Annotated in this window: 26 protein-coding genes, 1 tRNA gene and 1 CRISPR repeat array; of the genes, 16 read left to right on the forward strand and 11 right to left on the reverse strand. The window is 57.1% G+C overall.

Annotation, left to right across the window (positions count from 1 at the left end):
• Positions 1-67: 67 nt before the first annotated feature.
• The 3 genes from IGNI_RS07675 (at position 68) to IGNI_RS05765 (ending at position 1666) form a co-directional block, all read left to right on the forward strand.
• The gene (locus IGNI_RS07675) at positions 68-331 is read left to right on the forward strand and encodes a hypothetical protein (protein WP_012123260.1); all 264 of its coding nucleotides are present in this window, start codon (positions 68-70) and stop codon (positions 329-331) included.
• 158 nt (positions 332-489) lie between these two features.
• Positions 490-577 (forward strand) — tRNA-Leu (locus IGNI_RS05760).
• 108 nt (positions 578-685) lie between these two features.
• Positions 686-1666, forward strand: a complete 981-nt coding sequence (locus IGNI_RS05765; protein ID WP_012123261.1) for a hypothetical protein — start codon at positions 686-688, stop codon at positions 1664-1666.
• On the opposite strand, the gene IGNI_RS05770 is transcribed toward IGNI_RS05765, so the two are convergent.
• Positions 1656-2462 carry a hypothetical protein gene (locus tag IGNI_RS05770; RefSeq protein WP_012123262.1) on the reverse strand — a complete coding sequence of 269 codons (807 nt, stop codon included), beginning with the start codon at positions 2460-2462 and terminating at the stop codon, positions 1656-1658. The genes IGNI_RS05765 and IGNI_RS05770 overlap by 11 nt on opposite strands.
• Positions 2463-2605: 143 nt before the next feature.
• Between IGNI_RS05770 and IGNI_RS05775 the strand changes: the two genes are divergently transcribed.
• The 5 genes from IGNI_RS05775 to IGNI_RS05795 are packed head-to-tail and all read left to right on the forward strand — an operon-like array spanning position 2606 to position 5602.
• Positions 2606-2977, forward strand: a complete 372-nt coding sequence (locus tag IGNI_RS05775; RefSeq protein WP_187145954.1) for a hypothetical protein — start codon at positions 2606-2608, stop codon at positions 2975-2977.
• On the forward strand, positions 2974-3630 hold the full coding sequence (locus IGNI_RS05780) for a tRNA methyltransferase (RefSeq protein WP_012123264.1): 657 nt from the start codon (positions 2974-2976) through the stop codon (positions 3628-3630). Before IGNI_RS05775 ends, IGNI_RS05780 begins: the two co-directional genes overlap by 4 nt.
• Positions 3551-4006 (forward strand): hypothetical protein, encoded by a 456-nt coding sequence (locus tag IGNI_RS05785; protein WP_052570262.1) that lies wholly within the window; start codon positions 3551-3553, stop codon positions 4004-4006. The genes IGNI_RS05780 and IGNI_RS05785 overlap by 80 nt, the downstream gene beginning before the upstream one ends.
• Positions 3987-4934, forward strand: a complete 948-nt coding sequence (locus IGNI_RS05790) for a DNA cytosine methyltransferase (RefSeq protein WP_012123266.1) — start codon at positions 3987-3989, stop codon at positions 4932-4934. The genes IGNI_RS05785 and IGNI_RS05790 overlap by 20 nt, the downstream gene beginning before the upstream one ends.
• A gap of 26 nt (positions 4935-4960) precedes the next feature.
• Positions 4961-5602 carry a hypothetical protein gene (locus IGNI_RS05795; protein WP_187145955.1) on the forward strand — a complete coding sequence of 214 codons (642 nt, stop codon included), beginning with the start codon at positions 4961-4963 and terminating at the stop codon, positions 5600-5602.
• On the opposite strand, the gene hjc is transcribed toward IGNI_RS05795, so the two are convergent.
• The 3 genes from hjc to IGNI_RS05810 all read right to left on the reverse strand — a co-directional run bounded on the left by hjc (position 5599) and on the right by IGNI_RS05810 (position 7659).
• The gene (hjc, locus tag IGNI_RS05800; RefSeq protein WP_012123268.1) at positions 5599-6027 is read right to left on the reverse strand and encodes a Holliday junction resolvase Hjc; all 429 of its coding nucleotides are present in this window, start codon (positions 6025-6027) and stop codon (positions 5599-5601) included. The two genes, IGNI_RS05795 and hjc, sit on opposite strands and share 4 nt — an antisense overlap.
• Before the next feature lie 58 nt (positions 6028-6085).
• Complete coding sequence (locus IGNI_RS05805) at positions 6086-6493, reverse strand: translation initiation factor IF-5A (RefSeq protein ID WP_012123269.1); 408 nt, start codon at positions 6491-6493, stop codon at positions 6086-6088.
• A gap of 65 nt (positions 6494-6558) precedes the next feature.
• A complete protein-coding gene (locus tag IGNI_RS05810) occupies positions 6559-7659 on the reverse strand; it encodes a T4 RnlA family RNA ligase (protein ID WP_012123270.1) in 1101 nt (366 codons plus the stop codon).
• A gap of 241 nt (positions 7660-7900) precedes the next feature.
• On the opposite strand from IGNI_RS05810, the gene IGNI_RS05815 reads away from it, so the two are divergent.
• The 6 genes from IGNI_RS05815 to cas4 all read left to right on the forward strand — a co-directional run bounded on the left by IGNI_RS05815 (position 7901) and on the right by cas4 (position 13597).
• Positions 7901-9481 (forward strand): cytochrome c3 family protein, encoded by a 1581-nt coding sequence (locus IGNI_RS05815; RefSeq protein WP_012123271.1) that lies wholly within the window; start codon positions 7901-7903, stop codon positions 9479-9481.
• Positions 9482-9552: 71 nt separating this feature from the next.
• A CRISPR array of direct repeats spans positions 9553-9981; the repeat unit is 26 nt; unit sequence CTTTCTATCCTCTTTTGAGACTTCAC.
• Between the two features lie 327 nt (positions 9982-10308).
• Positions 10309-11064, forward strand: a complete 756-nt coding sequence (locus tag IGNI_RS05820) for a tRNA (adenine-N1)-methyltransferase (protein WP_012123272.1) — start codon at positions 10309-10311, stop codon at positions 11062-11064.
• A gap of 164 nt (positions 11065-11228) precedes the next feature.
• Positions 11229-11945: a type I-A CRISPR-associated protein Cas4/Csa1 gene (gene cas4a / locus IGNI_RS05825; protein WP_238374085.1), complete on the forward strand. Its 717-nt coding sequence runs from the start codon at positions 11229-11231 to the stop codon at positions 11943-11945.
• Positions 11942-12859 carry a CRISPR-associated endonuclease Cas1 gene (gene cas1 / locus IGNI_RS05830; RefSeq protein WP_012123274.1) on the forward strand — a complete coding sequence of 306 codons (918 nt, stop codon included), beginning with the start codon at positions 11942-11944 and terminating at the stop codon, positions 12857-12859. The genes cas4a and cas1 overlap by 4 nt, the downstream gene beginning before the upstream one ends.
• The gene (cas2, locus tag IGNI_RS07680) at positions 12850-13098 is read left to right on the forward strand and encodes a CRISPR-associated endonuclease Cas2 (RefSeq protein WP_052570263.1); all 249 of its coding nucleotides are present in this window, start codon (positions 12850-12852) and stop codon (positions 13096-13098) included. The genes cas1 and cas2 overlap by 10 nt, the downstream gene beginning before the upstream one ends.
• Positions 13079-13597: a CRISPR-associated protein Cas4 gene (gene cas4 / locus IGNI_RS05840; RefSeq protein ID WP_083756928.1), complete on the forward strand. Its 519-nt coding sequence runs from the start codon at positions 13079-13081 to the stop codon at positions 13595-13597. Before cas2 ends, cas4 begins: the two co-directional genes overlap by 20 nt.
• Here the strand turns inward: cas4 and IGNI_RS05845 are convergent.
• From IGNI_RS05845 to IGNI_RS05870, 6 genes are read right to left on the reverse strand one after another with little or no spacing between them, the layout of a single operon-like run.
• Entirely contained in the window at positions 13527-14312 is a 786-nt protein-coding gene (locus IGNI_RS05845; RefSeq protein WP_012123277.1) for a CRISPR-associated endonuclease Cas3'', read from the reverse strand. The two genes, cas4 and IGNI_RS05845, sit on opposite strands and share 71 nt — an antisense overlap.
• On the reverse strand, positions 14299-15930 hold the full coding sequence (cas3, locus tag IGNI_RS05850) for a CRISPR-associated helicase Cas3' (protein WP_012123278.1): 1632 nt from the start codon (positions 15928-15930) through the stop codon (positions 14299-14301). Before cas3 ends, IGNI_RS05845 begins: the two co-directional genes overlap by 14 nt.
• A complete protein-coding gene (locus IGNI_RS05855) occupies positions 15931-16947 on the reverse strand; it encodes a hypothetical protein (protein ID WP_012123279.1) in 1017 nt (338 codons plus the stop codon).
• Positions 16944-17825, reverse strand: coding sequence for a CRISPR-associated protein Cas5 (cas5, locus tag IGNI_RS05860; protein ID WP_012123280.1), 882 nt, complete (start codon positions 17823-17825; stop codon positions 16944-16946). The genes IGNI_RS05855 and cas5 overlap by 4 nt, the downstream gene beginning before the upstream one ends.
• Before the next feature lie 3 nt (positions 17826-17828).
• Positions 17829-18872: a type I-A CRISPR-associated protein Cas7/Csa2 gene (gene cas7a / locus IGNI_RS05865; protein WP_012123281.1), complete on the reverse strand. Its 1044-nt coding sequence runs from the start codon at positions 18870-18872 to the stop codon at positions 17829-17831.
• 5 nt (positions 18873-18877) lie between these two features.
• Positions 18878-19324, reverse strand: a complete 447-nt coding sequence (locus IGNI_RS05870; protein WP_012123282.1) for a hypothetical protein — start codon at positions 19322-19324, stop codon at positions 18878-18880.
• 134 nt (positions 19325-19458) lie between these two features.
• On the opposite strand from IGNI_RS05870, the gene IGNI_RS05875 reads away from it, so the two are divergent.
• The gene (locus IGNI_RS05875) at positions 19459-20031 is read left to right on the forward strand and encodes a helix-turn-helix domain-containing protein (RefSeq protein WP_012123283.1); all 573 of its coding nucleotides are present in this window, start codon (positions 19459-19461) and stop codon (positions 20029-20031) included.
• On the opposite strand, the gene IGNI_RS05880 is transcribed toward IGNI_RS05875, so the two are convergent.
• On the reverse strand, positions 20024-21604 hold the full coding sequence (locus tag IGNI_RS05880) for a S16 family serine protease (protein ID WP_148202268.1): 1581 nt from the start codon (positions 21602-21604) through the stop codon (positions 20024-20026). The genes IGNI_RS05875 and IGNI_RS05880 overlap by 8 nt on opposite strands.
• Positions 21605-21684: 80 nt before the next feature.
• On the opposite strand from IGNI_RS05880, the gene IGNI_RS05885 reads away from it, so the two are divergent.
• A complete protein-coding gene (locus IGNI_RS05885; RefSeq protein ID WP_012123285.1) occupies positions 21685-22752 on the forward strand; it encodes a complex I subunit 1/NuoH family protein in 1068 nt (355 codons plus the stop codon).
• Positions 22753-22759: the final 7 nt, after the last annotated feature.

Consider the following 22759-nt stretch of genomic DNA (forward strand, 5'->3'; position numbering starts at 1 on the left):
GGGCTACTCGCTCCTTAAAGGTTGAAACGTAGGGAAAGGTTCAGCGACCTCGGGAGGTGGAATTAGGTTGCTTAAGCACTTTCTCGTCCTAACCCTCTTGACCTCCGCCGCGTCCGCGCCCTTTCCCGACTGGGGCGACTCCGTGCTCTTGACGGTGGCCATAACTTCCCTCCTCTTGGGCGTAGCCCTCAACAGTTTTGTTTTGACAGCACTACCCTTGATCGCTTTAGCAGCTGAAGGCCTCTTGACCTACTTCGGGGCCCCCGAGGAGGTCAGGGCTTTAGCTGCCGGGGCCCTCGTGGCGGCGGAGGCGCTCTACCTCTTCCGCTAAAGCCCGATGAGGATCCGAACCACCGGGCAGAGCGGTGACGAGGGCGCTCTGTCCCGAGGGCCGATGAGGCGTGAATGGCCGCTGGGGAAGGGTGACCGGAAACCCCGGCGCTGAGGCAAAACTTATAAAGAGAGTTTTGTTCCAGCTGCCGGAGCCTCGCGGGGGTGCCCGAGCCTGGCCAAAGGGGTCGGGCTCAGGACCCGATGGCGTAGGCCTGCGTGGGTTCAAATCCCACCCCCCGCACCAACCCTCTCGCTCACCTCATCGCCCTAGAACGGGTATCTATTCTCACCACGCCCAGAAGGCCAGCGCACTCAAAACGCTCCGGCCCGAACGGTTACGAGGCCGGGGAGCGTGTACGACTACCTCGTCAAGGAGGGGAAAAGGGTCTACGCGGTCTCTCTGGAGGACGGCCGCCCAAAAGTGGTAAACGTTGAGAGCGAGGAGGCGGAGCTCGGTTACGAGTTCAGAGACGAAGGCGACTTCACGCACGTCGGAAAGGTAACGATAGTGAGGCCGGCGCTTTACGAAGTGGTAGAGACGGGCGAGAAGAAGTTCGTCGGCCGCGCCTTCTGGAAGCCCCACTTCCTCGGCCCTTACGTGTTGGTCCACGACCTCGAGTCCTCCTCGTTGTTGGCCGTGGACGTTGAGAAGGGTAAGGTGGAGACGCTGTTAGATGAAGTAGGGAAGGCGATGTTCTTCGATACTAATACTTGCTGCGGAGTCAAGGAGCTCCGCTTCGCGGTCAACGCTCAAGGGAGGGCGAAGTTGTACTCCTTCAACGAGGACGGGGACTTGAAGGAAGTCGCCTCCGTCCCCTTCCCGCTCAACGAGGCCCGGGACGAGGTGCTCACCGCTTGCCCGGAGCTCAACGCGTGCGTCTTACTAGGCTACGAAGGCACGTTGATAAGGGTGAAAGGCGTACTCCCCAGAATAATCTTGGGAGCTAAGGTGTTGCCCGATCAAAGGGTTATAGCGCTGGTCAAAGACGTCCACAGGGCTGCGATACCCGACACGGGTTCTTACGAAATAATTGAAATATCTAACGGTTCCAACTTGTTGAGCGTTCCTACCATAACGTTCCCGCCTTACGCGTACTACACGCTGAGCGACGCCGAACCGGAGGCTCTCTTGTTACACGAGACGCCGGAGGCGGGCGACGACGAGTCCACCTTTAGGGTGTACTCCAAGGGCGACCTATTCGTTTACAAAGAGGACGCCCGGCCCCTCCTCTCCGTAAGCGGCCCCACCCTCCCGGACGAGGCGGTGTTGAAGGGGGGCTTGCTCTACTACTTACACAAAGGCTCCTTAGTGGAAGTGGAGGTCAGTTCCTAAGCGCTTGGAGGATCCGGTCTACTCCCTCCAAGCGGTCCACCTTGGCCGCCGCCACGGCCCTCCCGTCCTCGTAAACTATTGCTAATGGGAGGTCGTTCGGGGTAACTCCCAAGACCAGCATAGTGCTTAGGGAGCGGACGTCCGTACAGTTGTTCGGGTAAGCCTCGCAGCCCAGCTCCACCACCGTAACGTTGTTCGCCTCGGCGTGTTTGAGCAAGGAGTCCAAGTACGGGCTCTGGTGGGACTTGTCGTACAAGTACAATAGGTACTTGCCCTCCTTGGGGGGCCTCCAAGCGTGCGACATCACTTGGTACCACTGGGCCAACAAGCTCGCGAGCGCCCGCGGCCCCAAGCCGGTGGGGTCGAAGGGCACCAAGAGCCCCCTGTAGCTTAGCAAGAGCAAGGGCACTTGGGAGACTCTGTACACTTGGAAGTTGACCAAGGCTTCCTTGTCCTTACACTGGGGGAAGCCTTCGCAGGTGAACACCTTGAACTCCACGGTTATGTTGAGCTTGTTCTCGACGATTGATTGCTTTAACAGCTCGACGGCTTGGGTCACGTTGTTGGCTACCTCCGGACAGACCGGACATTCCTTGGGAGAGGCGAGGAACAACATTATAGTGTACTTGTCGGACTCGGGGGTAAACAAGTACTTCTCCAAGTCCGATTTGCTTATAGCGACCCCTCCGCCCCCGCGGCCGAGCCAAGCGGGGACCAGCATCAAGATCGCGAAGAGCGCGGAGACGAGTACGTACAACTTCCTCTTCTTATCTCGTTCCTTCTTACCTCTGGCCAACTTTAATTCCCGAGGGGGCTGCGCAAGAGGGGTAAACTGCGGTTCGGGATGAGCGGAGGTAGCAAAGCTGAAAGTGATGAGCCCGCAACGAAGCGACCGACCTTAATTACCTCCCTAACCCGCTAAGCAAACGGATGTCCGACTTGGGCATCGATAGGGTTGCTAAGAAGTACGGCCTAGAGGTGGTGAGGGCAGAAAACGAGACCAAGCTGCTCGTGCCGACCTCCCCGTTCTTTATCGTCATAAGAGAAGGGAACCCCACGGTCGTTAGGCTGGGGGTGGACGAAGAGAGGCTGGCGGAAGTCATAGAGGAGATGCTGGAGGAGGGGGAGACCAAGGAGTCTGTAGAGGACGCCTTGGACGAGATGATAGATGAGACCATAAGGATGGCCTACTCCGTAATAAGCGAGTTAGAGAGGGAGGGGAGGGAGGTGAAGTCCGAACTGTTGAGCTCCGTTATGGACATCAAAGATTTACTCAGCGAACAGCTGGAGTACGCGGAGGAAGTGCTTTGAAGGTCTACGTCCTAAGGATAGGCCACCGCCCGGACAGGGACAAGAGGATAACAACCCACGTGGGCCTGGTCGCCCGCGCCTTCGGCGCCCACGGCTTCGTGCTCTCCCCGTGCGACGAGAAAGTTCTGGAGAAGCTGAGGGACGTGGAGGAGAGGTGGGGGAGGCTGTTAGAGGAGATAGCTTGTACGAACTCCCCCCTCAAGTACGTCAAGACTTGGGACGGCACGGTAGTACACCTAACCATGTACGGCCTCCCCGTGGACTCGGTAATTGACGAGATAAGGCAGAAGGACAAGATACTGGTGATCGTGGGGGCAGAAAAGGTCCCCAGGGAGTACTACGAGCTCGCGCACTACAACGTCGCGATAGGCAACCAGCCGCACTCCGAAGTGGCCGCCCTGGCGATATTCCTAGACAGGCTTTACGGGGGCGCGGAACTTTATAGGCAGCCCGTCGGCGGCAAGCTTAGGATAATTCCGACCGAAAAGGGGAAGAAGGTGGTCAAGGTTGGCGAAGAAGGACCCTCTGGAGGAGCTCCTGGAGTTCGTGCGGAGCGTGGCCGGGGAGGACGGGGTGAGGGTGTTCAAGGAGCTGATGAGGTACGAGGACATAAGCGAGGAGCAACTGACCGAGACCTTGGGGATGAAACCTAACGACGTAAGGAGGGCGCTCTACAAGCTGGAGAGGTACGGGCTGGTAAGGAACTACAAGATAAGGAACGAGAACGACGGGACGTACATATACTATTGGTATGTAGACCGGGAAACCCTCAACAGGAACTTGCTTAAGATAAAGAAGAGCGTCCTAGAAAAGTTGAAGAGGAGGCTGGAGAGCGAAGAAGACCAATACTTCTACTGCCCCGCGTGCGGGCTCCAGTTCTCCTACGAAGAGGCCATGGGCTACGACTTCACTTGTCCTAGATGCGGGGAGCCCCTAGAGCTGGCCGAGAGCAACCCTAGGAAGAAACTCCTCGAGAAGATAGTCAAGCGCCTCGAGGAGGAAATAAAGCATGAGGAGAGCGTTCTTTGACCTCTTCTCCGGGGCAGGGGGCTTCGCCTTAGGCTTTGAAATGGCCGGCTTTGAAGGGGTCTTGGGGGTGGACAACGACAAGGCGCCGGCGAGGAGCTACGCCGCCAACCACCCCAAGGCCTTAACGCTAGTGGAGGACGTGTCCAAGCTGAGCAGCAAGACCATAGAGAGGTTGGTAGGGGACGTGGACGTGGTAATAGGCTCTCCCCCGTGCGAGCCCTACACCGCCGCCAACCCCAAGAGGGAGAAGGACCCCTTGGACAGGCTGTACAAGGACCCGGTCGGGAGGCTGGTGCTCCACTTCATAAGGATAGTTGGCGACTTGAAGCCCAAAGTATTTGTAATGGAAAATGTGAAAGGGCTGATAGAGGGGCCCTTGAAGGACGCCTTGAGGAGGGAGTTCGCGAGGGTTGGGTACCCGAAGGTCTACTTCAACGTACTTAGGGCGGAGGACTACTGCGTCCCCTCTCACAGGGTCAGGGTCTTCGTCTCTAACGTACCGCTCAGGCCCCCGAAGTGCAACAAGGTAATAACCGTAGAGGAGGCGTTGAGGGGCTTGCCGCCGCCGAACTTCGAGTGGCCCCCGAACCACGAGCCGCCCCACGTGCCCAAGAGGCTCGAGAGGAGGGCGGCCAAGCTCAAGTGGGGGGAGGCGCTAATACATTACAGGGGCAGCGGAGGCAAGCTCTACCCTAACATGATAAAGCTCCACCCCAAGAAGCTCGCCCCCACGGTGCTCGGCAGCTCCCGCTTCTTCCACCCTTACGAGAACAGGCTGTTGACTGTTAGAGAGCAAGCGAGGTTGATGGGCTACCCGGACAACTTCATATTCTTGGGGGGTAAGGACAGCCAGTACAACCAAGTGGGCGAGTCCGTGCCACCCCCCTTGGCTAAGGCCATAGCTGAGGAAGCGCTCAAATTCCTTTGAGCGACCTAGCGACGGGAAACGCAGCCTTGAAAGGGTGTGACCCGTTTGAGTGGAAGAGGGCCTTGGAGGAGAAGAACTGGAAGTGCGAGCCAGAGAACCTCGAAGAAGCCTTGGAGGTCCAGAGGAAGGTAGCTGAGGTCGCGAAGGAGGTTTGGGGGCCCGTTACGGGCTGGAAGGTGGGCCTCACCGGGGAGGAGAGCAAGAGGAAGTTCGGCGGCGGGCCCATAACCGGGCCCCTCTTCCGAGACGGCCTCTTGGGCAACGGGAGCTCCGTGGAGCTGGCCAAGCTCAGCGACCCCTTAGCGGAGCCAGAGATATTCTTCTGCGACGGCTCCTTCTTTCTAGCAATAGAAATTCCGGACAACCGTTACGGCAAGCGGTGGGACGAGCTGAACTGGCTCATGCTGCTCGCCGACCTAGCTGCCTCCAACAAGGTGGTGGTCGGGAAGGAGGTAGAGTTGAGGGACGGCGAGGAGGTGAGGGTCAGCGGCCCCGGAGTGAACTTGGTGGGAAGGATAGACATGAAGAGGATAAACGCCAACGTAGAGTTGTTGAAGGACAAGGAAGGCTGCCTGCTCTTGGGGACTGTAGCAGATCCCTTCAAGCCCACGGCCGGGGAGTACGTGATGGAGTGTTGCGGGGGGAGAGCAACGGTCAAGTTCATTTAAACTTCTACGATACCCTTTGCGAATTCGGTTAATGTGTACTTAACAGAATATAGCGCGTCAAAGGACTCTAAGCTCAGACCCCCCTCGAGGTCCAGCCTGAAGCTCTTTCCGGCCTCCTTTAGGGAGCTCAAGGGATAGAAGCTCCAGCCGGAGTAGAGCACCTTCACCGCCACCCACGCGTCCGCGCCTCCCCTCTCTTCCCATTCCTTGAGTATTTCATACTGTCTCCTTTCCAAGTATATGTACTTCTTATCCTTCGTAGTCTTCACTTCTATCGCTACTGCCCTCCCCTTCTTCAACGCTACCAAGTCCGGGTACAAGTACCTCTTGGCCGCCGCCCCGGAGGCGGGGGCCCTCATCACGGCCCAGCCCATTTGGTAGAGCTTGCCCGCAAGCTCCCTCTCGAACGAAACCCTGGACCTCAAGGGGGGTTCCGGAAAGTTTTGGCGCTCCGGAGCTTATATCGCAAAAAGGAGAAGGCGCTTACTTCCCTCCCCTGACCCTCATTATTTTGTAAACTCCGGGCGGCATCACCCAGTACTCGACCTCCACGCCGGGCTCCAGACGGGACTTGAGCTCTTCCTCCTCGGGCAACGGGACCTCGAAGGTGTCGTAAGTCTCCATGTCCATCAGCTGGACGCTGTCGCCGGTGATGGCCAACACTTGGCCCACCCTCTTCTCAATTATGGGGACCTCAACCCTCGTGTCCACGGGGGCTACGAAGGTCTTCTTGGCACCGCTGATCAAGCTTATGGCGACCACGTGAGCCTTCGCGCTCCCGTGCTTACCGGTCTTGGCCTTGCTCATCTCAACTATCTTGCACGGCTCGCCGTCTATCATTATGAAGTTGCCCGGCTTGAGCTCTCCCAAGGTCGCGTAGGTCTTGGACACGCTCCCACCCGGTCACCGATCGGCGTAAGGAGCTAATATACGGTCGGAAGCGTGCAGAGGCTCGCCTAGCCTAAGAGGGACGTCAGCTCGATTATTACCCTGTCTATTTCCGACAAGGGGGCCTCCAAGTATTTCTTGACATTTATTTTGTTCCTCTTCGCCTCCTCTAACAGCCTAGAAACGAGCTCTATCTTCGTGACCAGCTCTTCCCCCAAGTCGTCCTTCATCCACCTCGCGCAGTCGAGCGCGGTCCTTATCTTCGGACAACGCGCGAAGAACAAGTACCAGTCCAACTTGAGCTTCAGCAAGGGATCGGGCCGGAAGTAGTACGGGACTGGGCCCACCAGCTCCTCGGAGACGTCGTCCTTCAACCACAAGACCCAACCCTCTATGGGTAAAGCGAGCTTCTTTATCATCATGAGGTCATCAAAGTTCTCTGCCTTGTTCGCCTCCACTTCCACGTCCTCGTCCCTCCTGGCCTCCTCTACGGGGGCGGCTAGGGCCTCCTTCAAGGCCGATAAGTACCTGCGCGCGGAGTCCGGCGGCAACAAGGCGGAGCGCTCGTCCCCTACGAGCCGGCCTTTGGAGAATAAGGCCGGACTCTCAAAGACCCTCGCGCCCAAGAGCTTGTACTCCACCCACTCCGGGGCCAAGGGTCTCCCGGGGAGAGGGGGGACCTCGTCCAGTTCCCCCACCCCGAGAGACCTCAATTCCTCGTTCAGCTTCTCTAACAAGTTTTTGTCCTTATTTACGAGCTCCAACATTATAGCGTATTCGCCCTCCAGCTCCAGCAGGGGTTCCTTGTTCTCCAACAACCCCTTAGTCAGCTTGACGAAAGCGTTGTTCTCGCTCGACCTCGTGTGGATTATTACCTTATTCTTAACCTTTCTAATCACCACCAAGGTCCCGTCGTGCTTTCGGAAGGCCCTCCTTACCTCGGGCACCCCGCCCAAGAGCTCGGTTACCTCATGAACGTTGGGGAACTTCGTGAAAGACCTATAAGCAATTATATCTGCTTTATTCTTAATTACGTATAAACCCCTCGCGGGTATTAGGTGTTTGGACTTCAAGAAGTCCTTCCAAGAGGTGACGTTGCGGGGGTAACTGATCACGTTGCCCTTCTGGGAGAGGACGTACTTGTAGTGGGCGAGCGCGAGGTCCTTCAAGGCTTCCTAGGGGCCCCGTCAAAGGCTCGGATATCAACTTTCGCTCAGAAGAGTCCGGCGACGTTCGGCGGTCGCGGGGTTTAAGACTTGGTCGTCGGAGGGGACGTAAAGCCCCTTCAAGAGGGCCGCGCCGCGGCGAAAGAAGGGGAGGGAGCGCTGGGGCGCTTGGACCTTTGGGAGACTTAAAGTGTGAGAAGCGTTCACATACTCTCCGGTCAGCAAGTACCGACCGGGAAGGAAAATGGACTTGAAGGCCCTAGTAGGCCTTCTGCTCTTACTGGCCGGCCTCGGAACCGTAGCGCTGTTCGCCGTCGGCGCGGCCCTCTGCTCGCTGGCCCCCGGGGCGGAGGAGGCTTGGAAGTACGTCGCCTCGAAGGGGATAAAGGTCGTGGACCACACGGAAGTGTTCAAGAAGTTTAACATAACAGAGTACGAGGGCTCTAAGACTTGTTTGAAGTGTCACGAGAAGGAGGTTAGGGACTTCGTCCACAGTTACCACTACAGGCTAATAAACACGGTTAACGACGTAGCGGGCAAGGGCAGCGTAGAGGTGGGGAGCAGGACGCTCTACAACGACTTCTGCGGCGCTATATTCTGGAACAAGACCGTGTCAGTCAACTTCATAGGCAAGGCAGTATTGAAGAAGACCCCTCCGGGGATGGAGAAGCTCAAGGGCAAGCTGATAGCCACCGGCTGCTCCATGTGTCACGGAGCCAGCTTGGGCATGATACCAAACATAAACCCCACTGAGAAAGACCTAGAGAACGTAGACTGCTTAGTTTGTCACTCAAACACGTACAAAGGCGGCGCTATAGGAATTAAGAAGGGGTTCAAGGAAGTAGTTAAAACTAAGGAAGGCTGGAGGTACGTCCCTAAGATATCGATAGAGGAGGCTGCGAAGATAGTAGCTAAGCCGTCCAAGGACGCTTGCTTAGCGTGCCACGCCTTCGCGGGCGGCGGGCCTCACTTCAAGAGGCCCAACATAAGTCCGGACCTCATGGGCAAGGTGTCGGAGGACTTCGACGTACACATGGCTAGGGGGCTTCAGTGCGTGGACTGCCACACGTTCGAGCGCCACAAGGTGGGCACAGAGGGGGTGGGGACTTGGTCTAGGGAGGCGAGGCCCGTCAGCTGTACGGACTGCCACCCCAAGAGGCACAAGGCCCCCTTGGTAGGCTTCATAATAGAGAACTTCCACAAGAAGGTCGCTTGTCAGACTTGCCACATATCGCACATAGCCCACGGCAAGTACCCGATAGACGTGGAGAGGGACTGGAGGCACATAGAGTTTAACGAGAAGCTGGGCAGGTGGGAGCCCAAGCTGGTATTGAAGAAGAACTTGAAGCCGGTGTATATGTGGTGGAACGGTGAGAAGAGGGAGGCCTACTTGTACCCCGACCCGGTGGAGGGCGAGGTAATAGTCTACGCAAGGCCCGTGGGAGACGAGAGCGACGGCAAGATCTACCCCTTCAGGGAGCACGTTGCCTACGTACCTTTCGACGAGAACAAGAAGATACCGATACCCATAAAGGTGGGGATAGTGTTCGCCTTAGGAGATATCAACAAGGCCGTGCAAGCGGGAGCGAAAGTTGCGAACCTAACCTTCACTGGGAAGTTCATCAAGATGGTTCGATACATGAACGTGGACCACGGGGTGGTCCCCGCGAGTAAGGCGTTGAAGTGCGTGGACTGCCACAGCCCGTGGAGCGCGCTGCCGCTGGAGGAGCTCGGCTACTGGTACCCGCCGATAATCTACTACGGCGCCCCCGTTATAGCCTTGATTGGCGTTGCGCTGTTGGCGCTCTCGCTTAGGAAGAAGTGAGCTTCATTATTTTTTATTTTCTTTTAAGTGGTCATTCCTTTGTTCCATTCTTGTTGCCTTTGAACGTATATCTTTCTATTCTCTTTTGAGACTTCACATTCTCTTTCCTCTTTTGGGTGTCTGGGAGTCCTGCGCTTTCTATCCTCTCTTGAGACTTCACAGTGTTAGAAGGTAAAGAGATAGAGATATTGAACGTTAGAGAATCTTTCTATCCTCTTTTGAGACTTCACAGGAAGTGGCGAACGAGGAGGAGGCCAAGAGACTGTGTGACTTTCTATCCTCTTTTGAGACTTCACTTGTGAACCCCGTTCTGGTGGTACAGGCCGAGAGCGAGGTCTTTCTATCCTCTTTTGAGACTTCACAACTTACGAACGGTGACTTAGGTACAACAGGAAGTCTAAGTCTACTTTCTATCCTCTTTTGAGAGTTCACAACACCACGAAGAAGTTATTGCGTAAAAAACATTACCGAAAGCTTTCTATCCTCTTTTGAGACTTCACCGAAGCCTTCCATATAAAGCCCCAAGGTCTTTCCCTTAAAAGAATTGCATTCTACTGCGAGTTTACAATTCCCCAAACTTTTCCCTTTATTCAAGAAATTTTTCCTCTGCCCTTCCCTCCACGATCTTCAGCGTTCCCATGAAAAGATATAAGGGGGTTTGAGAGAGTGAATAGTAATGGTGCGCTTTCGAATATAAGATGTTCCCATGTGGGCAAAGATGAGAAAGGAAATTAACAAATATAAAAGTTTGGTAATGAGTTATACAGAAGCATCAATGGGCGTCCCGTGCCCTATATTTCCGCCCGGGACCGCGGGCTGGGGAGAGAGTGGAAGTAAGGGAAGGCGACCTGGTTCTGATATACATAGACAAGAGGAGGAAGAAGTTAGTGAAAGCGATTAAAGGAAAGGTATTTGGGAGTGACTTAGGAGTGTTGAAGCTTGACGACGTAATTGGTAAGAGGTACGGCGAGAGCGTGGAGTTCAGCACGGGGGCTAGGGCTTATATCCTCAAGCCCACGCTGGAGGACGTACTCTTCTCATTTAAGAGAAGAACGCAAGTGATCTACCCGAAGGACTTGGGGTTGATGGCGATCAAGCTGGGGGCAGGCCCGGGGAAGAGGTGCTTGGAGGGCGGCTCCGGGTCGGGCTTCGTGGCAGCTACCTTGAGCTGGTTCGGCTGCGACGTGGCCTCCTTCGAGGTGAGGAAGGAACACTTGTACGTTGCCAAAAGGAACTTAGAGGAGGTCGGATTGAGGGTAACCTTCGTGAACGCTTCCATAGGGGAGGCCCCGGAGGTCTACGGCGAGGAGAGCTTCGACGCGGCGGCTGTGGACGTGGGAGACCCTTGGAAGTACGTGGACGGGGTGTGGAGGGCCCTCAAGGGCGGCGCCCCGGCGGCCTTCTGGCTGCCCACCTACAACCAGCTGGAGAAGCTGAAGGAGGCCTCGCGGGGCAAGTTCATTTGGATGGAGAGCCTCGAGGTCAACGAGAGGAGGCTCAAGGTCGAGAAGGGCGCCACCAGGCCCGAGCAGACGGGGATAACCTTCACGGGCTTCTGGGCCTTCCTTAGGAAGGTTTACTGATTCCCAGTTAAAAGCTTTCATCAGAAAGCCCAAGTTCTATTATATGAGATTTCTCCTCAAAGCTTTCACGTGGGACGTCAGAAAAGGTTCCCCTTCCTCAAGGACTTCTCACTTTCGGCTTTTCTCATCTAATGACAAAAGTGATTTGGTGTAAGTACTCCTCGGTGGGAGTCGCGCTTCCCAGGTGGGTTTGGGACGAGCTGAGGGCCACCGCGGGGGAAACAGTAGTCCACACTAGGGGCTGGGACTGGCAGCTCTTGCAGCCCCGCTACAAGGCTAGGCCCAGCGTGAGCGACCTCACCAGCCCGTGCCCCACGAAGAGGGACGTATACTTGAGGAAGGTGTTAGGAGTTAGGCTGGAGAGCGAGGCAATGAGCAAGGGAAGGGCCGTCCACGAGGCCTTCATGGCCCCGTTCAAAGGAGTCGAGCTGGAGACAGAGGACCCCCTCTTGAAGAGGGTTTACGAAGAGGCAAAGGTGAGGAAGGCCGCAGCCGAGGAGGAGGGGATACCCGTCGAGGTAGAGCCGGAGATACCCGGCCACTCGGTGGGCCTCTCTAGCGCCCTCAAGCCGGACTTCTTGGTGGGGTTCATACCGGTTGAAGTGGTTTACGGTAACGGCCTCGAAAGGAAGAAGCTAGCCGTTACCGGCTACGCCCTGGCCTTGGAGTCTTGGATAGGCCACCCGGTGGAGGTCGGAATAGTGGTGAGCGTTACCGACAAGAAGACTTACTGGAACGTGGTCAGGATACACGAGGGCTTGAGGAGGAGGTTCCTTGAAGTGAGGGACGAGGTGGCGAGGATCTTGGGCGAGAAGGAGGACCCGGGCGCGCCCGAGGAGTGCCCCAAGGCGTGTCCCTTCGCGGAGGTGTGTAAGAGGTGAACGTCTTCGTAATTTCCGAGCCAGGGAAGCTGTTCGTGAAGGACGGGGGACTGGCCTTCGCCAACTCTAAGGGGGAAGTCGCCTACTTGGCCAACTTGTACGACGTGATAATACTAGCGACCTCAAAGGTCTCTGTCACGGGCGCCGCCCTCAGGGCCATGGGGAGGCTCGGGGTGGACTTGGTGGTCTTGGAGTGGAACGGCAGGCCCTCGGGGAGGTTCTCCTCGCCCGTCCCCAACAAGAGCGCCCTCGCGCGCCTCAAGCAGTACGAAGTGGTCTTAAAGGGGGAAGGCTTGAAGTACGCAAAACCCATGATAGTTAGAAAGATAATAGAACAAGGCAGGACGTTGAGATACTTCGCCAAGACTAAGAGGATGAAGTGGCTCAGGGAGGCCAGTTACGAGCTGGAGAAGCTCTCCGCGGACGCCTCCTCCGCAGGCTCGCCGGAGGCGCTGAGGGCCGTGGAGGCGCAAGCGGCGAGGCTCTACTGGGGGCTGCTGTCCGAGGCCTTCCCGGAGTTCCCGGGGAGGGAGCACGAGGGCTGCGACCCGTACAACTCCGCCATAAACTACTCCTACGGGATCCTTTACTCTTACGCGTTCAAGGCCTTGAGCGTGACCGGCTTGGACCCCTACGCCGGCCTGTTCCACGCGATCAAGAGCGGGAGGGAAGCCTTGGTCTACGACTTCTCGGAGCAGTTCAAGCCGTTAGTAGATAGGCGCGCGTTGCCCTTAGCGCACGAGCTCGAGGTGGACGGCTGTTCACTCACTTACAGCTCCAGGAAGGCCTTAGGAGAGGAAATCAAGAAGCTCTTGGAGTCTTGCGACAAGACCTTGCTCGCCGAGGCGTGGAACTTGGCCAGCTCAATGAGGGAGGGGAGGGAGTACCTCCCGGGGTGGAAGGGGTGTACGTGATAGTTTCTTACGACATAAAGGACGATAGGAAGAGGCTTAAGGTAATGAAGCGGCTACTGGCCTTGGGGTTCTCTAGGCTCCAGAAGAGCGTTTACGTGAGGAGGGGCAGCAGGGGAGACGCCAAAGACGCTTTCAACGCAACAGTAAAGTACTTGGACGACGGAGATAAATTATTCATCATAGTTGTGAGCGACAAGGAGTTCAGGGAGGCGTGGGCCGTTGAAGGGAAGGTTGGTTAACGCTTACGCGCTCTGCCCGGCCTTCGCCTACTTCAAGTACCACTTCCCCGAGCCCCAGACCCCTTCCATGGAGCTGGGGAAGGAATTGGACGTGAGGGAGTTGGTTGAGAAGTTCGTGAGGCCGAAGTGCGAGGTGAGGTACCAAGTCCCGCTGAGGGGGAAGCTGGGCTCCGGAAGGGCCGACGCGGTGGTGCTCTGCGAGGGGCGACTGGAGGTGGTGGAGGCGAAGCTGGGCGGGGGGTTTAAGAGGCAACAGCTCGCCCAAGCGGCGTTCTACTGCTTGTTGGCGGAGGAGCAGTTCGGCCTCCCCTGCGAGGCCCTCTGGCTCTGCTCGCCCGAGGGGTGCGAGAGGAGGCCCTTCAGCTACTCCTTGAGGGAACACGTGAAGGGCTTGTTAGAAGCCTTGGAAAGGGACTTGGACGTCTTGCCTAGGGGTAGGCCTTCGAGGTACTGCAGCTACTGCAAGTACTCAAGCCTGTGTCCTTGGAGACCTCCTTAACTATCCCATAGACCTTAGGTAGCTCGCGCTCGATTTCCTTCTCCACGTCCTCCAAGGTCTTCCCCCTCTCCTCCAAGGCCCTCCTCACGTAGCCGCTGGGCTTCTGGGCGCTGTCGGCCCTTCTCGCCAAGGCCGCCGCGACGCTGTCGGCCAAGCTCAAGAAGCCCGCCAACACGAAGCCCTTTGCCAACGTGGGCAACTGGTTCCCGAGCGACCGGGCTTCCCCCTCTATCGACTCCAATTTCACCTTCAGCCCCTTCAACTCCTTCAGCTCCGGCATCAAGTTCCCGAGGAGGCCCACGTCCCCAAGAGGGGCGTTGAAGTGTTTACACTCCTCCAACATCCTCATGGCGTGGTGGTGCCTCAACACTGCGTAGAATATGGCCTCGTGCTCCAACCCGGCCCCCCTCAGTTGGGGCCCCAACTCCAACACCACTTGGGCCGAGAGCACCTCGTGACACTTGAAGGAAAGCTTGCCCTCGAGTTTAGAGTTCTTGAGTATTTCGTACCTTCTGAGCACGTCGTCGTTTGCCTTCCCGACGTCGTGCAACAGCGCCGCTATTACGAACTCGCCCACCAGCCCGTGTACCTCCAGCTCGTCCTCGAACAGCGCTAAGCCCGCGGCAGCCGTCCTAAGGCTGTGCTCACAGAGGCCCTCGAAGACCTCCTTCCCTCCCCTCACCTCGTAGAACGCCGGCGCGTCAACGCAAGTCAACTCTCATCCCCCACCCCTTTCTGTACTCGTCCGCTGGGACCTCCACGGCCAAGCTCAAGGCGCCGTACTTCTCGAGGAGCGTCGAGTAGGCTCTACACGAGGCCTTGGGGCTGTTCTTAGCCTTGACGAGCCTTTTGAGAAAGTTGCTGACGTCCCCTTCGCTCAAGGGCTCCTCGCCGCCGAACTTAACGGCCTTCACGCCGCTCACCTCCAAACCCCTCTTGAGCGCTCCCGCGAGCCAGCTCAAGGAGACCTCTAGCCTCTCCTCGCCCGCCCTGAGCTCTATTAGCGCGGAGTCCCTCACGAACGAGCAGAGCTCGTCCAGCAGCTCTTTTATGCCCTTTATGTTCGGCAAAGGCGTAGTTATTATTTTAGTAATCGTGCTCTTAGTTTGGTAAGGTTTGAAGTTACTCTCCAACGCGTTTATCAAGCTCAAGAAGGTCTTCCCGCTCTGCGTGTCGTCCAGTTCCCTCCACTCTATCCCACCTCCCTCCGCTACTTCCTTCACCGTCTTGAAGGCCTTCTCGGAGGCGTCGCCGTAAGGATCTCCCTTGGAGGGCGCGAGCACCGTTACCTTAGCTACGTCGCAGTCCCTAGACCTACAGAGCCTCCCGGCCCTCTGGGCCAGGGAGCTGACGGGCGCGGCCTCGGTTATCAGCCAAGTGGCGTCCACGTCGACTCCGGCCTCTATCACTTGGGTGCTGACCACGACCTTAGCTTTCTCTATCTTGTTCACAGAATTTTTCTTATCCTCCTCGCTCAGCCTCCCGTGGACCAGCACCAAGTCGCTGCCGAAGTAAGGCCTAAGGAGCTCGGCCGCCTTGATGGCCTCCTTAACGGTGTTGGCAACTATCAGCACCTTCCCAGAGGAGGCTTCGTCCTCTACCCTCTTCAACTCGCTTTGGAGGTAGTTCAGCAGCGTGACTCCCTCCGCCTCCGTCTCCCAGCGGACGTCCGAGGAGAAGTCGTTTACCCTCTTTATGTTTCTCAAGCCGCCGTAACAACCCTTACAGACCGCGACCACCTCGGCCTTGGGCTTCATTTTCTTAACTATCTTCTTCAGCTCGACCTCCGGCAAGGTCGCGGTGGCGACTAACACCTTGAACCTCAAGCCTTGGGAGAGGGCGCCGAGGGCCTCCAAGGAGGCGTGGAGGAAGTCCCTCCCGGCGCTCTCGCCCCCGCTCCAAGGTTCTGAGAGCAAGTGGGCCTCGTCGAACACCACCAAGGAAGAGAACAAATTGGCTCTGGGGTACTCGTAGTGGCCGTAGCTGTACTTCAACGCCCACCCGAGCTCCGCCGGGGGCAGCCTCAACAAGTTCAAGGACAAGTAGTCTACCGTCGAAACTACCCTCTTGCCCCCGAAGTAGGGACACTTGCCCTCCAGCTGAAGGCCGGACGCGTGACACGCCTCCCCGTACTCGCGGAGCAAGAAGTTATATTGAGATATTACCAAGCTCCTCAAAGGCATGGAATGGACGCTCCTCGGGAGCTTCAGCCGGTCTTGCATGTAGGGTACTCCCTTGCTCTTCCCGTAGCTGGTCGGGGCTACCATGACGACGTTGCTCTCCTCCAGAAGCCTTACCGCCTCTTCGTGAGCGGCCTTAGGCTTGAAAGGCACCTAGACCACCGCTTCTTTGGTTATTTTCTTTATCTTATTGACCAGCGCCCGGACGCGCGCGTCTTCCTCCTCAGCACACCTTCGGGCGCAGTCGTACAAGTGGACGGGGTTCTTCGAGGTCGCGTACAAGAACGCGTCGTTCATACAAGCGCAAGCGAGCTCCGGGCGCTGGCCCAGCGATCTCACTAGGTCCCTCACGAGGTCTCTTGTTAGGGAACACAACAGCTCGCTCGCGAGTATAGGCGTCACGGAGTACACCAGCGCCCTGTTGCCGCCCCCTACGGCCGCTATGGTGAGGACGTCGTTGGGGGCGTAGCAGTTCAAGTTTATCCTCCCCTCCTCCACCCCCTTCCGGAACTCGTTGGCGATTAGGAACTGTAACAACAGTTCTGAAGAACAAGGGAGCTTGTCCAACTTGTACTTGTTCAAGCTCAAGCCCTCCAGCAGTTCGTACCTAGAACGTATCCCCAAGGCCACCTCCGGCAGTTCTCTGAGCTCCTCCGGCAGCGGGGGGAGGAGCATCGTTGTAAAGTCTCCCACTTGTCCGAGAACGGAAAGCGCGAGCCCCAGCAGCGCCAAGGCCTCGCCCTTAGGGTCTTGTATCTCGCTCAGTTTCCTCTCATCCTTTGCTGCTAGGAAGCTCTTCACGTGCTTGAACATAGTAGCTTTCAAGATCGATAGGTGGGACGCGTTCGTACTCTCAAGCTCCGCGAGCTTCTTCGCCGCCCCCAGCAACCTCTCCTTGTTTGTTTGGAACCTCTCCTTGTAGTCGGGACCCAACACCTTAGGGAAGAAGTGTCTGTAATCGTTACCGAACAAGGGTATGGAAGCTTTCACTTTGTTCAAGTGCTGGTCAGCCTTGTTCGCGAGCTCCTCTATCGCTTCGTAGAAGCTTTCATCCTCTACCTCCAAGTAATCTACCCTGTACTCCTTTACTTCCAGCTCCTCGCTCAAGTACACCGCGAGCGCTTGGAAGTACCTACCTAACATGAATGGTGGGAGGAGATACACTCTCACGTTTCACCACCCTCGACGCAGTACTTGTTCAAACACCAGGCCTTCTTGATAACTAAGGAGTCCTCACACTTCCCCTTCACCCCTCTTGGAGGGGTGAGGAAGAACTGGTCCGAGAGGGGGCCGGCGGGAACCAAGTAGACGTCGTACTTCGGATCCCCGCCGCAGAAGGTCTCCCTGCCGGGCCTCCACATAACTATTGGGACCGCTTTGCCTAACTTCCTTACTACGGATCCCTTCCTAGCGTAGAAGCAGCTCTCCACCTCCTCCTCTTTGGTAACCTCTCCCACCTCTTTCTTCTTGGTACTGACGATACCTTCCTTAACGCCTATTCTCCTAATTGTAACCCTCTCCAAAGCGTCCATTACCTCCTCACCTTTCAAGTCCTTCCTTATCGCGCGGAGCTCGCCCACCAACTCCTTTTCGTCAAGCACGACCATCATCCAGAGCAGACCCTTGGGGGCGTAGGCTGAGGTTATAGCTTGTACGCCAAACATCCTGACTTTATTTATTTCATCTCCTTCGTGTACGTTGCCGGGATTCAAGTAAGGTGCTTGGAGCAGTCTGTTTATTTCAGATTTCAGCGCCACCCCCACGGGGCTCTCCGGGCTCAACGCGAAGGCCGCCCCCTTGGTAGCCTTGAAAACTGCATAAGCAGTGCTGCAAAGCCCCTCCTTCGACCTCTTTCGACCCCTCTTCGCGGCCTTTCCGGCCACCTTTATTGTCTCGCCCAAGCCCAAGGTTATAGCCAAGGCTTCCGCCAGCGCGCCTATCGCGGTGCTGGGGGGCGGCAGGGGAGGCGCCAGCTGGGCGGCGGAGCTCATAGGGTACCTAACGCTAAAGCCCCAAGCTAGCTCCAACTCAAAGAATAAACCCATCATGTTTTACTTTGCCCCCTTTAGCAGCTCCAAAGCTTTCTCGCCGGCCTTAGAGACCGCCTCCAAGTAGCTCCCGACCTTCTCAACGCTCACCGCGTCGCAGCCCTTGAGCTCCTCAACCCCTTCTTTGTCTTCCTTGTCTTTCTTATCTTCCTTGTCGAAGTAGAATACCCAAGCCTTTACACCCAAGCTACACAGCCTCTCCACAGTGTCCTTGACGTAGTCCTTGTCGTTACCGGGAGTGGCCTCGAAGGGGAGGGTAGTAACGACCGCTTGTAAGCTGTACACGTCCCAAACCGGGTTGAACCTAGTCCTCTTCGCGCCGAACAGCATGGTGCCTAAGAACCTCTTCAAGGCCACCACGGCCGCTTCCGCCCTCCTCAGCCTCTCCTCCGCCGGCAGCTCTCCCGGGGCCTTGCCCAAGTCGGCGTTCTCAGAGCTTAACTTCCCTATCTCGCTGACGTCCAAGCTGAAGTTGAAGTTGTACAAGGCGCTGCCCACCTCTACGTAGTAGAGTATCTGGCCCTCCTCTTGCTGTGCGCCGGCGAAGCGGACGTGTATCTCCGGCTCGGAGCCGAAGGCGCCCTCTCGCAAGCTGTCCAAGGTCGGCAACATGTAACCGACGCGGAACCTCGAGGTCCTCTTGACAGCTTTGTCGGTGAACAAGAAGCCTCCGACGTCCTCCACCACGCACTCCTCCACGATCTTCCTTTCGATGTCTATCTGGCTAACGTTCTTCGCCTTAACGTCTATGGAGTGGCCACACTGGGTTGCCATCTTACTGTCGTTGCTCTTTATGAAAACCTTCTGCTCGCAGCACTTGCAGACCGGTAGCCCCATCTCTTTAGCCACGTCAGCTAAGTGGGACTGGTAGGCGTGGGCCAAGCTCTCCCCGCTAATAGCTGGTACGTAAACTACCCTGAAGCCTTGGTTGGTCTTCAACACCACCGGCGCCTTCCTGTGCCTGGTTACGTTGCCCACGCTCTCGGCCATGTTTAACGCTTCCGCGTTCAAGAGTATGCGTCCGCTAACGCTAAGGCCCACGAACACGCCCATCACCCCAACGCGTTTATTGCGATTATCTTAAGCGTCAAAAACGCCTTCTTCTTACTCTTCTCATCCACAAAAGAGTGCTTGAGGTCGTCGACCTCCCTCATGGCGAGTTTGTAAAGGGCTTCAGCGTCGCAGCAGCACTCCTCCCCGACCTTCTTGCACTCGGCTGGACACTTGCCCTCGTAGCAGTACTGGGGCCTCCCTCCCTCGTCCTTGAGCTCGCCGAACTTTCTGACGAACCTCCGAACCTCTTCAACCTTATTACTAGTTATTATAGTCTTCAGAGTCCTCATTGCGTCGTACAAAGTGTTCAGAGCTACTTCCTCGTTAACCGCGTTGGCCAGCCTATCTATTATGTTGAACTGTCTGACCTCCTTGTCCGCGAAGTAAGAGAGCGCCCGGGGCAGCCAGTAGTACTCCTCGTTGCTGCGACGTCTCTCTTCACCCAAAGCTTTCGTTCCCGAAGAAACGTCGCCCCACCGAGCTAAATCTCTACATTGTATTTTGCCAGTAAACCCCGAGGCGACAGGCCGAGGGAGGGGGCCATAGGGAGTTGACCGGAGGAGTCAAGGGGGGCTAAAGTTTGAGGGCCCACGTCCCCTTGGGCTTCGACGCCACGCAGCCGATAACGTGCGTTTCTTCCCATTTAGGAGAAGTGACGGAAGTGGTAATTTACGTCCCGAAGGAGAGGTCGCCGAAGGCGGAGGAGGCCTTAAACGCTTTCCTCGCCTTCTTGAAGGGAGCAGGAAAGAGGTCCGAGGTAGTTTACTTAAACCCTTGCGACGGCGAGACGCTATTCCAAATGGTAATGAATATGGGAGATGATAACTTGATCTGTGGGGGCTCGGGGCTGAGGGTCCTCGGGCTCCAGCTCCTCTTGGCTTGTGTCTTGAGCCGCTCCCGGTGTAAGCTGTGGGCGGGCCACGAGGGAGGGGGACCTTGTCTGGACTTGAGGGTCCCCGACCCCTTCGAGAGCAAGCTGGAGGCCCGGGCCTACGCGGCGTTGGCCTTGAAGGGCGAGGCGAGTTTGGACGAGCTGAGCAAGGAACTCGGAGTTAACAAGAAGACCTTGTGGAGCGCCCTTGAGAGGTTGGAGAAAAACGGGTTGGTGGAAAAGCCTAAGAGGGGAATCTACCGGGCGAAGCCCCTCAGTTGAGCTCCGCCAGGTGGGCGTAGTACAAGGCCGTGTAGGCCAAGAACTCCGCCGCCACGGGGTCGGTCCTCAGCAAGCTGCCCACGTACTGGGAGTAGTTGTAAGCAATGAAGGAGGGAGTCCTACAGTAGCTCCTCCCCACGACCAAGGGCATCACCTCTTTGGCAACCACCGTGCTGTTCTGTATACTGCCCAAGGCGTCTGCAGAGTTCTCGAAGGCGAAGGATGAAAGCCCTATCACCTTGAAGAAGTTTCCGTCAAACATGGCCTTAGCCATCTCGTCGACGGAGTCCTCGATCTGGTTGGTTAGCGCGTTACCCGGGGGAACCACGCTCAAGGCGTACCTCGCAGCGGCCAGCCCGAGGGCGTAGGCCTCCCTCGCCAAGGCGTGCAAGTCCCTAATCGGAGGGGCGTAGGGCACTTGGGCGAGCTCCTCCACCGCGGAGGCCCAGAGCTCCACGCTCACTGCCCTCGCCTTGGCCCTAGCTAGCGTGGAAGCCACGGAGGATAGCGACTGGGGGGCGGTGAAGTTCGCGTGGGCCTCCAAGAACTTTATCATCTCTTTGAGCCTGAACTCCCTGTTGTACACGGCTGCGCAAGCTTCAGCGCTCCAGTAGTTGGCCCCGCAGCCGGAGGGCTCCAGCTCGGCGTACCTCTTCAACCCGTCCACTTCAGTCTTTATTACATCTTTTGCCTTATCTATTGAACTTACGTTGAGAAGCCTGTTATAGTAAATCGTGTAGGCGTTTATCAAGGCGGTGAAGGCGTAGCTCGCCGCGGCGTAGTAGTTGCCCTCCTCCGCCGCCCACCTAGCGAACTTCAAGTTCTTCGTTATTTCGGTGCTATTTATATTGTACTTTTTCATCAGCTCTACAGTCATATCGTAGAGCTTCTTGTAGTGGCTCTCGAACACGTTAAGCTTCTTCAGCTCCTCCGGAGGGTTGCAGACCTCCCCCAAGGCGGCCGTGACGTTCTGGTTGGTGAAGTACTTCGCCGCGTCTATTATGCTCTCCACGGTGATTACCTTGAGGCCCTTAACGGGCACCGCCTCGCCCACGGGCACCAAGAACGTGTCTATGCCGTAGCTCTTGACGGCCTTAGCCTTTACGTTTACTCCTCCAACCACCAACACTTCGCCGCCGAGGCCTATCATTCCGGTCATGGCCGGGTGGTTGACAGCCCTTAAGTTGAGTAAGCTCAAGAGGGTTAAGGTGGAGGCCAGCGCGCTCCCGCTGGGGCCAGCGGCCCTAAAGGTAATGTTGTAGCCCAAGTCCTCTAGGTAGTAGAGGTAGTCAAAGCTCGTTAGCGGCTTGCCGGCCACTATGGCCGCCGCTACTGCGGCCCCTCCCATAGAGCCTTGGAAGTCGTAGCCCAACAAGGCCCCTCCGACGTAGTACCTACCCTCCCCCGGCAGCGTCCGGACGCTCAAGTTCGAGAGCGCGCCGGAGGTAGAGCCCACCACCGCCGGGGCGTAGCCCCAGTAGCCCGCCGGGGGCGAGTAAGTCAAGGCGGGGTAGGCCAGCATTAAGGTTCCTAGTAGGAGCAGCGCTAAGCTAAGCCCCTCGCTCCTGCTCAAAGCCGCGTACCCAGCGGGCCCCCTCTTCGGCGTTAACAAAGATAATCTAATTCCGCGCTCTCGAGCTAGGGCCACAGTCGATGATCGGCGGCGAGCTCCTAATCATAATAGCGCTCGTCTCCGTGCTCTTGGCTTTCGGCTACGCCGGGCTGCTGGACTTGGTAACAATCTACATGGAGAGGAAGATGTGGGGTAAGATAATGCAGAGGTACGGGCCGACCCACGTGGGCTACGCGGGGCTGTTGCAGCTCATAGCTGACTTCTTGAAGTACTTGTCCAAAGAGCTGTTCGCCCCCAGGAGGCCCAACAAGCTCTTCTACTACGGCCTGCCGCTGCTGCTGATAGCCATAATATCCATACCGTTAGTGTTGATCCCGCTGGACTACGTGGCCCTCTCCGGCTTGGAGGGGCTGCTCAAGCTCGCCGGAATAAACGTTAACTTGAGCGACTACGCAGCCTCCAAGCTTTTGGACGAGCTGGCCCCCGGCGTGGGGCTCTTGGGCTACGTCGCGGTAGTGGCAGTAACCATGCCGTTGATGTACATGCTCTCCTGGAACCAAGCGAACAAGTACGGCGCCTTGGGCGCTTTCAGGACGGTGTTGCTACTCGTAACTTACGAGGTCCCCTTCCTGATAGCCATAGCCGCCGTGGCCGCCCTAGGGGGGCTGAGCTTCTACGGGGTGGTGGACTTCCAGAAGTCCGCTTGGCTGGCGCTGCTCAACCCCATAGCGGCCCTAGTGCTGTTCATAACTCTCCTCGCGGAGAGCGAGAGGCCCCCCTTCGACCACCCGGAGGCGGAGCAAGAGATAGTGCACGGCTGGAACGTGGAGTACGGGGCGGGCGAGTTCATACTCCTTTACGGTTTATACTTGTACACTAAGGCCCTCTACGCGGACGCGCTGATCACGCTGTTCTTGCTCGGGGGGTGGCTGGGCCCGGCGTTGCCGGGGCTGCCGGTCGAGCTGACTAACGCCATATGGTTTACGGTAAAGATGGTTGCGGTGTTCGCGCTGTTCATACTGGTAAGGGCGGCCCTCGCGAGGCCCAGGGTGGATCAGATACTCGAACTGGGCTGGACCAAGATACTGGCCTTATCGATAGTAGCCCTTTTCATATCCCTTATTGTAAAGAGCGTCTGGCTCGCGTGAGGTGAAA

It is taken from the genome of Ignicoccus hospitalis KIN4/I (assembly GCF_000017945.1).
In the GTDB taxonomy this organism is placed as follows: Archaea; Thermoproteota; Thermoprotei_A; order Sulfolobales; family Ignicoccaceae; genus Ignicoccus; species Ignicoccus hospitalis.